Here is a 9,590-nt window from a genome sequence, read left to right as displayed (position 1 = left end):
GCCCAGGTCTTTCAGCAGCTGCACCGCACTCGGCGGCAGCGCGCCGAAGGTCTGCTTCTTCGCGCGGTACCAGCCGAACAGCAGGCCCGACAGCAGCGCACCGCCACCGGCGCCGAGCGTCAGCGGAATGGCGCCGATCTTCACGCTCAGCAGGCCGATCAACAGGCCCACCACCAGGCCTGCGCCAAGGTAGACGAAGTCGGTCTTGGCGCTGGGCACGATCACGTCGCCGACGAGAGCGGCCACGCGCTTCACGTCCTGTTCGGCGCCGAAGATCGACACCAGGTCGCCCACCTGCACGACGGTGTCGGGCTGCATCGGCAGCACCTGGCCCATGCGGCTGAGTTGCACCACGAAGATGCCGTGGCGCACACCGCCGGCGGTGGCCTGGCGGATCTGGTCGACGGTCTTGTCGCCGAAGTCCTTGTTGGTGAGCACGATCTCGCGCTTGTGCATGGTGAGCTCCATGCCGTCGATCGCATCGACTTCTTTGCCCAGCAGCGGGGCGCTCGCCACCACGGCGTCGCGCCGGCCGACGGTGAGCACCTGGTCGCCCTGGCGCAGCACGAGCGTGGGGCTGACCTCGACGAACTTGCCGTCGCGCTTCACGCGCTCGATGGTGATGGTGGTCGCCGGGTCGGCGTTCTCGATGTCGGCCACGGTGCGCTGCGGGTCGCTCGTCAGCTGGTAGATGCGGCCGACCAGTGGGGGCGCGGCTTCCTGCTGGTCGGGGCCGAGCACCTTCACGCCGGCCTGCATCGCGGTCTCGGCGGCAATCGCGTCGTCGCGGATGCTGCGGCCCATGAGCCTGGGCAGGATGTTGACGCACACGATGATCGCGCCGAAGGAGCCGAACACGTAGGTCACGGCATAGCCGATCGCCACGTTGCCCTGCAGCCGCGCGGTCTCCGCTGCCGCCAGGCCGAGCTTGCCGATGGCGTCGCCCGCCGTGCCGATGATGGCGCTCTGCGTGAGGCCGCCGGCCGCCACGCCCGCTGCCAGGCCCTTGTCGAGCCCGAACAGCCTGGCCATGACCACCACGGTCGCGAGGCCGGTGGCTGCCATCACGGCGGCCAGGATGATTTCCTTGATCGATTGCTTGCCGAGCGAGCTGAAGAACTGCGGCCCGCTCTCGAAGCCGACGGCGTAGATGAACAGCGCGAACAGCACGGCCTTCACGCCGCCGTCGATCTGCACGCCGACCTGGCTGACGATCACCGCCACCAGCAGCGAGCCGGCGACGCCGCCGAGCTGGAACTTGCCGAACTTGAGCTTGCCGATCCAGTAGCCGACGGCCAGCGAGAGGAAGAGCGCCATCTCGGGCGATTTCTTGAAGAGTTCGTGCAGCCATTCCATAGGGGAAGTCCTTTCAGGGCATCAATGGGAAGAAGAGAGAAGAGAAGGGCGTGGAGCGTCTCGGGGCGTTGTCTTATTTCGCGTGCTGCACCAGTCCGGACAGGGCCACGATCAGCGGGCCCATCAACGGCAGCACGACGTTCGAGATGGCGTAGGTGATCGTGTAGCCCAGCAGCGGCGTGGCGTTGCCCGCGGCGTTCTGCACGGCGCTGAGCGCGGGTGTGCTGCACTGCTGGCCGGCGATGGCGCCCAGCAGCACCGGTGCTTCGAGCTTGAGCAGGCGGTGGCCGACGAACAGCGAGATGCTGGCCGGCACCACCGCCACGGCGATGCCCACCAGCGGCAGCGCAATGCCGAACTTCTGGATCAGCGCCAGCGCCTGCGGCCCCGAGGCCAGGCCCACGCAGGCGATGAAGGTGGCCAGGCCCAGGTCCTTCATGAGCGCCAGCGCGTCGGCCGGCACGCTCAGGCGGTGCGGGTGCTTCGACTGGTACCAGCCGAAGGCCAGCCCCGTGAGCAGCGCGCCGCCGCCGGTGCCGAGTGAAAACGGAATGCCGCCGATCTTTGCGCTGAAGCCGCCGATGAACACGCCCAGCAAAATGCCCGCGGCAGCGAAGCTGATGTTGCTGCGCGTGGAGGCGATCACGCGGTCGCCGATCTGCGCGATGGCGCTTGCCACCTCGGGTGCGGGGCCGTAGAGCTGGAGCACATCGCCGCGCTGCAGCGTCAGGTCGTTGAGCAGTGGCATGGCGTGGCCGTCGCGCGCCACGCCGATCACCTGCACGGCGGACGGCAACTCGTTTTCCAGCATGCGCAGCCCGCGGCCGAACCATTCGCGGCGGTTGGCGACGACCTCGGTGGTTTCGACCACGGTGTCGAACGCGGCGGTGTCGGCGAACTCGGGGCCCAGCAGCTCGCCCACGTTGACGAGTGCGCTGCGCCGGCCGATGGCGAGCACGCGGTCGCCCACGCGCAAGTGCAGGTCGGGCGCGACCGCGAGGGTCTGGCCGTCGCGCACCACGCGCTCGATGCTGGCCTGCCGTCCGAGGATCGACGTCAGTTCGCCGAGCGAGCGGCCCCGCCCCACGGTGACGCGGAACACGCGCCCGACCATCTCGGGCGTGGCGCTGGCGGCGTCCGGGTCGTCGGCGCCGCCGCCCATGGTCTTCCAGAGCTTGTCGGCTTCCGCGCGCAGGTCGACGCGCAGCAGCAGCGGAAACACCTGGCTCGTGACCACCACGATGGCGATCAGCCCGAACACGTAGGTGATCGAATAGGCCGTGACCACGTTGGCCTGCAGCTGCGTGATGTCAGCGGCCGACAGCGAGAGCTTCGAGATCGCGTCGGTCGCAGTGCCCACCACGGCCGATTCGGTGGCTGCGCCCGCCATCAGCCCGGCGGCCGTGCCGCGGTCGAGCGACAGCAGCACGGTCGCGCCGAGCACCAGCGCGAGCACCACCACCACTTCGACCAGACACAGCAGGCCCAGCCGCAGGCCCTTGGCGTCGAGGTTGGCAAAGAACTGCGGGCCGCCCGCGTAGCCGAGCGCAAAGATGAAGAGCATGAAGAACACGTTCTTCACGCTGTCGTCGAGCCGGATGCCCAACTGGCCGACGACCAGCGCGGCAATCAGCGTGCCGCAGATGCCGCCGAGCTGGATCGGCCCGAAGCGGATCTGGCCAACCGCGTAGCCAATGCCCAGCACCAGAAACAAGGCGATTTCCGGATTGTTTCGGAGTATTTCCACGAAATGGCTGAGCATCTGCCGCAATTCCTCCGGGTTTATTTATTCAACTTGGCCGGCGGTGTGGAATGAAAAACAGAGCACTGAATCCATTGGCATCAACGCTTTCCGGGCATCAGGCCGAAGCGCGAACTTTGCTCTGCATTCCACAGATTGATGATTTTTCGCATCGGTGGTTACGATAAATCAACAATTAGGACAATTGTCAAAATTTGAAAAGAATAGCTGTCGCGGCAATTGAAATGAGTTAATTTGAATTACAAATCGCCCGCTGCAGCGCAATCAACCGCTCAAGGTCACCCGCTGCCGCCCTCGGGTTTTCGATAACTAAACTGACTTGATTTAGTCGGTCGCCTGCTCGATAGTCCCCTTCGCGTTCGGATGTCTTTCCGCTTGTTTGCAGGCAAGGCATCCGGTTCCACAGCAAGCACGGCAGGCGCTGAGCGCCTCGCCCCCTGAAGGAGACACCCCCATGTTCATCAGCCCGCGTTTCGTTCCCGCCCTGGCCGTTCTGGCCCTGGCCGCTTCCACTGCCTCCACGGCCCTGGCCGCCGGCGAACCGGTCATCGGCCTGGTCACCAAGACCGAGACCAATCCGTTCTTCGTGAAGATGAAGGAGGGCGCGCAGGAAGAGGCCAAGAAGCTCGGCGCCAAGCTGCTGTCGGGCGCGGGCAAGGCCGACGGCGACAACGCGGGCCAGATCACGGCGATGGAAAACATGATTGCCGCGGGTGCCAAGACCATCCTCATCACGCCGAGCGACGCCAAGGCCATCGTGCCGGCGATCAAGAAGGCGCGCGACAAGGGCATCATGGTGATCGCGCTCGACAGCCCGGCCGATCCGCCGGACGCGACCGATGCGCTCTTTGCCACCAACAACTACACGGCCGGCGTACTCATCGGCGAATACGCCAAGGCCGCGATGGCCGGCAAGACGCCCAGGATCGTCGCGCTCGACCTGCTGCCGGGCCACCCGGTGGGCGCGCAGCGCCACAACGGTTTCATGAAGGGCTTTGGGCTGGCGGCCAACGATGCCAAGTCGAACGAGCTGTCGAAGGCGCCCGAAATCGTCTGCATGGCCGACAGCTTCGGTGACCAGGCCAAGGCGCAGACGGTGATGGAAAACTGCCTGCAGAAGGCGCCCGACGTGAATCTGGTCTACACCATCAACGAGCCCGCCGCGGCCGGTGCCTACAACGCGCTCAAGCGCGCGGGCAAGGAGAAGGGCGTGATGATCGTCTCGGTCGACGGCGGCTGCCAGGGCATCAAGGACACGGCCGCCGGCGTCATTGCCGCGACCTCGCAGCAGTACCCGCTGAAGATGGCCGCGATGGGCGTGGCCGCGGGCGTCGAGTTCGCCAAGACCGGCAAGAAGGCCTCGGGCTACGTCGACACCGGCGTGACGCTCATCGCCGGCAAGAGCGTGGCCGGCGTCGAGAGCAAGGACACCAAGACCGGCACCGAGCTGTGCTGGGGCAAGAAGTAAACAGGTCGTCCCGGGAGTACACATCGATGGCGAAATCTCCAACGCACCACATCCCGTGGGGCGCCCTCGGGCCGTGGCTGGCCCTGCTGGGCGCATGCATCTTCTTTGCGACGCAGTCCGACCGTTTTCTCACGGGCGGCAACCTGTCGCTGATCCTGCAGCAGGTGATGGTGGTGGGCGTGATCGCCATCGGCCAGACGCTGATCATCCTCACGGCCGGCATCGACCTGTCGTGTGGCATGGTGATGGCGCTGGGCAGCATCGTCATGAGCAAGTTCGCGACCGAGCTCGGCATGCCGGTGCCGCTGGCCATCCTGTGCGGCATCGGCGTGACGACGCTGTTCGGCCTGCTCAACGGCTTGCTGGTCACGCGCATCAAGCTGCCGCCGTTCATCGTGACGCTGGGCACGCTGAACATCGCGTTCGCGATCACGCAGCTGTATTCGTCGTCGCAAACGATCACCGACCTGCCCGCCGGCCTCACGGGCCTGGGCACCACCTTCACCATCGGCAGCGCCGAGGTGGCGTGGGGCTCGGTGCTGATGGTGGCGCTGTATGTGCTCGCGTGGTTCGTGCTGCGCGAGACCGCATCCGGCCGGCACATCTACGCGGTCGGCAACAACGCCGAAGCCACGCGGTTGGTGGGCATTCCCACGCAGCGCGTGCTGCTGGGCGTGTACGTGGCGGCGGGCGTGTTCTACGGCATCGCCTCGCTGCTGTCGGTGGCGCGCACCGGCGTGGGCGACCCGAACGCGGGCCAGACCGAGAACCTCGATGCCATCACGGCCGTGGTGCTCGGCGGCACCAGCCTGTTCGGTGGGCGCGGCATCGTGCTGGGCTCGCTGATCGGCGTGCTCATCGTGGGCGTGTTCCGCAACGGGCTCACGCTCATGGGCGTGTCGTCGATCTACCAGGTGTTGGTGACGGGCGTGCTGGTGATCCTGGCGGTGGCGGCCGATCAGCTCTCGCGCAAGGGAGCCCGCTGATGAATGCTGTCGCAACTCCCAAGATCGTCATGCAGGCCAAGGGCCTGGTGAAGCGCTACGGCCAGGTCACCGCGCTCGACGGCGTCGACTTCGAACTGCGCGAAGGCGAGATCCTCGCGGTGATCGGCGACAACGGCGCGGGCAAGTCGTCGCTCATCAAGGCGCTGTCGGGTGCCATCGTGCCCGACGAGGGTCAGATCCTGCTCGATGGTGCGCCGGTGCACTTTCGCAACCCGCTCGACGCGCGCCGCGCCGGCATCGAGACGGTCTATCAAGACCTCGCGGTGGCGCCCGCCATGACCATCTACGAGAACCTTTTTCTCGGCCGCGAACTGCGCCGCCCCGGCTTCATGGGCAACGTGCTGCGCATGCTCGACAAGAAGAAGATGCTGCTCGAAAGCACGGCGCGCATGGCCGACCTGAAGGTCGGCATCCAGTCGATGACGCAGGCGGTCGAAACGCTCTCGGGCGGCCAGCGCCAGTGCGTGGCCGTGGCGCGCAGCGCGGCCTTCGCGCGGCACGTGGTCATCATGGACGAGCCCACCGCCGCACTCGGCGTGAAAGAGGGCAACATGGTGCTCGAACTCATCCGCCGCGTGCGCGAGCGCGGCCTGCCCGTGGTGCTCATCAGCCACAACATGCCCCACGTGTTCGAGGTGGCCGACCGCATCCACGTGGCACGCCTCGGGCGCCGCGCCGCCGTTCTCAACCCCCGAAAGATCAGCATGAGCGACACCGTGGCCGTGATGACTGGCGCGATGACTGCCGACCAGTTGCCCGCGGAGGCGCATGCCTGATCCCGATGCCCTCGAACTCCCGTCGGTCTTGCTGCGTCCGCGCGGCTCCAACCAGGTGGGCATGCGCCAGTTCAACGAGCGCGTGGTGCTGCAGGCGCTGCGCGTGCACACCAGCCTGCCCAAGGCCGACCTCGCGCGGCTCACGGGGCTGAGCGCGCAGACCATCGGCCTCATCACCGCGCGGCTCGAGGACGACGGCCTCATCGTCAAGCAAAGCCGTGTGCGCGGGCGCATCGGCCAGCCCTCGGTGCCGCTGGCGCTCAACCCCGACGGCGCCTTCGCCATCGGCGTCAAGCTCGGGCGGCGCGGGGCCGAGTGGCTGCTGATCGACTTCACGGCGCAGGTGCGCGAGCACCACGCGATCCGCTACGAGTTCCCGGATGCCGAGGCGCTGCTGCCGGTGATCGCCGAGCACATCCACCGGCTGCGCGACGGGCTCGGGCCGCTGGCCGCGCGCAACGTGGGCGCGGGGCTGGCGGCGCCGTTCCAGCTCGGTGGCTGGCACCGCACGCTGGGGCTGTCGAAGGCACAGTCGGACGAGTGGAACCAGATGGACCTGCTGACCGAGGTGCGCGCGCGCACCGACGTGCCCGTGGGCTTCGCGCGCGACACCGTAGCCGCCTGCGTGGCCGAGCTCGTCACCGGGCGCGGGCACGACCTCAAGAGCTTTCTGTACATCTTCGTCGACACCTTCGTGGGCGGCGGGCTGGTCATCAACTCGCACCTGCACACCGGCGCGCACGGCAACGCGGGCGCGCTCGCGTCGATCCCGATGCGCACGGAGAAGCCCTCCGAAGGCGTGTCGACGCAGGTGGTGGCCGAGGCGTCGCTGTGGGAGCTCGAGCAGCGCCTGCGCGCCGAAGGCCTCGACGCTACGGCCGCGTACGACGACCGCGCGCTCGAAGCGCCGTTCGCCGCGGCCACGCAGGCCTGGCTCGGCAGCGCATCGCGCGCGTTGGCGCATGCCATCGTCAGCAGCACGGCCGTGCTCGACCTGGCCGACGTGGTGATGGACGGTTCGATGTCACGCGCGCTGCTCGACGCGCTGCTGGTGCAGACCCGCGCGGCGCTCGCGCAGTGCAACTGGGAAGGCCTGTGGTCGCCGCGGCTGCACGGCGGGCGGGCGGGGGCGCAGGCCTGTGCGCTCGGCGGCGCGATGTTGCCGCTGCACGCCAATTTCGCGCCGGATCACGATGTGTTTCTGAAGGCGGCCTGAGCCGCTCCCCAACTCACAAGTTCGCCGAGGCGTGCAGGTCGCGCGGGAATCGCAGCGTGCTCGCGCGTGCGCCCTCGGGGCATGGCCCGTCGGAGTAGGCCGCATCGCCCTCCGGCATGACGCACTTGTGCACCTCGACGACGGCAGGCACGGACTTGGCGGCCGGCGTTTCGGGGGCGATCACCGGAGGCTCGAAGTTCGTGTTCGTCAGGGTGACGGGTGCTGAGGATGCGCTTGGCGCCGCATCCGGCAACGTTTCGCGGGCGGCCGATCTGTCGGGCTCGACCGGAACGACTGCCGTGGTCAAGACCGCGGCGCGCGCCGCGCTCTCTTGCACCAGGTCTTTCAAGGTCACATAGAAGAGCGACATCGCCACCAATGCCACGCCCAGGCAAGGGGCCCAGTATCGCCGCGGGTCGGATGCAGGCGGGTGGGCCTGCGAGGTCAGCGCCGCGGCCATGCCAGGCCTCCGTTCTGCAATACGCCGGCCAGCTTCGCGATGCCGCCGGTGCCGCTCGCGGCCCGGCCGATCAGCGCGCCGCCGGCGGCGCCCGCGACGATCCGCATCAGGAACGACCGGCTGCGGCCCGCGGCCAGCAACAGCAGCACGCCGGCGCCGAGCACGACGAGGTGTTCGCCGGGGTAGTCGGCGCGCGCGGCATCCACTTGCTTGATCTCGTCGATCGTCTGTTCCAGGTCCATGGCTGAAGCTCCTTGTCGTGTTCAGCCGTTCTTACCGGCGCGCACCGGGCGCCGCTGTAGGCCGGCGCCATGCGCGGTGACGGAATCCGCCGCGAAAACGCCGTGGAGAAAGCCGCATCGCACGGGAAGCAGGGGGGCTCTCGATAATGCAACCCGCTTGTAGAGAACCCCACAGACGTAGAGAAGTAGAGAACCGCGAAATGAGTGCTGCAGATTTTCTTTTCGCCCCCGAGGTGCAAAAGCTCTTGATGGTCGCCTACGCGGCGCCCGACCAACCCTTGTCTTCCAGCGAGCTGGCCCATCGCTCGAAGCTCGACACGGCCGATGTGGAACGCACGCTGGAGCACCTCGTCGGCAGTGGCATCCTGAAGCGCCACAAGCCCAAGGCGGAGGAGGCCGAGACCTTCTCGATCGACCGCGCCTTCATCTTCCACGACGAGCTGCGCAACATCGCGCTCAAGTCGTTCGCCGCGGCCGAGCCGGTCCGCGCGATGCTGCGCGGCAAGTTCAAGGCCTCGGTCGTGCGCGCTTTCGTGCTCGCAGAGGACGAAGACGGCACCCTGGAGCTGCTCGTCGTGCACGGCCAGTCGATTCCCGACGAAGCCACCCTGGGCGCCGCCTGCAAGAAGCTCTCGAAGAACATCCACCGTCACCTGAAGGTGCACGTCATATCGAACGCGAAATTCAACGGCCTCACGCCGCGCGATGCACTCATGCCGAAACCCGCGGCGCTCGAGATCATCAAGCTCGGGGACACGAAGGCGCAGCTGCCCGTTGAGAAGGTCGGCCTTCTGCAGAGCGCGAAAAACAAGCTGGCGACCCTGTCGCGCACATCGACCTGAGGCCTGCCCCGAAGGGCGATGGCACCTGACGCTTGACGCCTGACGCCCTCAGCTGTCGATGCGTATGTTGTTCGACTTCGCGATCTTTCCCCACTTGGCGTATTCGTCGCGCGAGACTTTGGCGAATTCGTCGATCGTGCTGCCCACCGGCTGCAGGCCCAGGTCGATCAGCCGGCGCTGTACGTCGGGTTGTTTGAGCACCTTCACGATTTCGGTGTTGAAGCGCGCGACGATGTCCTTGGGCGTTGCGGCCGGCACGTAGAAGCCCTGCCAGCCGTCGCCGTCGTAGCCGGGCAGCAATTCGGCCACGGCGGGCACGTCGGGCAGTGCGGCGCTGCGCTTCCTGCTGGTGACGGCCAAGGCGCGCAGCTTGCCGCTCTTGACCAGCGGGATCGCGGTGGTGGCCGGCTCGAAGGCCAGCGGCATCTGGCCGGCCATCACGTCGGCCAGCGGGCTTCCCT

10 protein-coding genes are annotated in these 9,590 nt (G+C 67.4%); 5 read left to right on the top strand and 5 right to left on the bottom strand.

Annotated features, from left to right (window positions below; translation table 11 throughout):
• Both aspT (AAG801_RS36985) and aspT (AAG801_RS36980) read right to left on the bottom strand, forming a co-directional pair.
• Window positions 1-1,356, bottom strand: a 1,356-nt coding sequence (gene aspT, locus AAG801_RS36985) for an aspartate-alanine antiporter (protein ID WP_341892904.1), incomplete at its 3' end; no start/stop codon positions are given.
• Window positions 1,357-1,429: 73 nt separating this feature from the next.
• Window positions 1,430-3,118, bottom strand: a complete 1,689-nt coding sequence (gene aspT, locus AAG801_RS36980; protein ID WP_341892903.1) for an aspartate-alanine antiporter — start codon at window positions 3,116-3,118, stop codon at window positions 1,430-1,432.
• A 454-nt stretch (window positions 3,119-3,572) separates the two neighbouring features.
• Here aspT (AAG801_RS36980) and AAG801_RS36975 point away from each other — a divergent pair, with 454 nt between their 5' ends.
• From AAG801_RS36975 to AAG801_RS36960, 4 genes are read left to right on the top strand one after another with little or no spacing between them, the layout of a single operon-like run.
• Window positions 3,573-4,586, top strand: a complete 1,014-nt coding sequence (locus tag AAG801_RS36975) for a sugar ABC transporter substrate-binding protein (RefSeq protein ID WP_101493749.1) — start codon at window positions 3,573-3,575, stop codon at window positions 4,584-4,586.
• A gap of 26 nt (window positions 4,587-4,612) precedes the next feature.
• A complete protein-coding gene (locus AAG801_RS36970; protein WP_101493748.1) occupies window positions 4,613-5,572 on the top strand; it encodes an ABC transporter permease in 960 nt (319 codons plus the stop codon).
• A complete protein-coding gene (locus AAG801_RS36965) occupies window positions 5,572-6,369 on the top strand; it encodes an ATP-binding cassette domain-containing protein (RefSeq protein ID WP_341892902.1) in 798 nt (265 codons plus the stop codon). Before AAG801_RS36970 ends, AAG801_RS36965 begins: the two co-directional genes overlap by 1 nt.
• Complete coding sequence (locus AAG801_RS36960; protein ID WP_341892901.1) at window positions 6,362-7,585, top strand: ROK family transcriptional regulator; 1,224 nt, start codon at window positions 6,362-6,364, stop codon at window positions 7,583-7,585. The genes AAG801_RS36965 and AAG801_RS36960 overlap by 8 nt, the downstream gene beginning before the upstream one ends.
• A gap of 13 nt (window positions 7,586-7,598) precedes the next feature.
• Here AAG801_RS36960 and AAG801_RS36955 read toward each other — a convergent pair whose 3' ends face one another.
• Complete coding sequence (locus tag AAG801_RS36955; protein ID WP_341892900.1) at window positions 7,599-8,045, bottom strand: hypothetical protein; 447 nt, start codon at window positions 8,043-8,045, stop codon at window positions 7,599-7,601.
• Window positions 8,030-8,287, bottom strand: coding sequence for a hypothetical protein (locus AAG801_RS36950; RefSeq protein WP_341892899.1), 258 nt, complete (start codon window positions 8,285-8,287; stop codon window positions 8,030-8,032). The genes AAG801_RS36955 and AAG801_RS36950 overlap by 16 nt, the downstream gene beginning before the upstream one ends.
• A 200-nt stretch (window positions 8,288-8,487) precedes the next feature.
• On the opposite strand from AAG801_RS36950, the gene AAG801_RS36945 reads away from it, so the two are divergent.
• A complete protein-coding gene (locus tag AAG801_RS36945; protein WP_341892898.1) occupies window positions 8,488-9,129 on the top strand; it encodes a hypothetical protein in 642 nt (213 codons plus the stop codon).
• A gap of 48 nt (window positions 9,130-9,177) precedes the next feature.
• On the opposite strand, the gene AAG801_RS36940 is transcribed toward AAG801_RS36945, so the two are convergent.
• The coding region (locus tag AAG801_RS36940; RefSeq protein WP_341892897.1) for a tripartite tricarboxylate transporter substrate-binding protein at window positions 9,178-9,590 on the bottom strand (413 nt) is incomplete at its 5' end.

This window comes from Variovorax sp. YR752, assembly GCF_943372545.1.
Note: the sequence above shows the minus strand (reverse complement) of the source record. Positions and strands in the feature narration are given on the sequence as shown.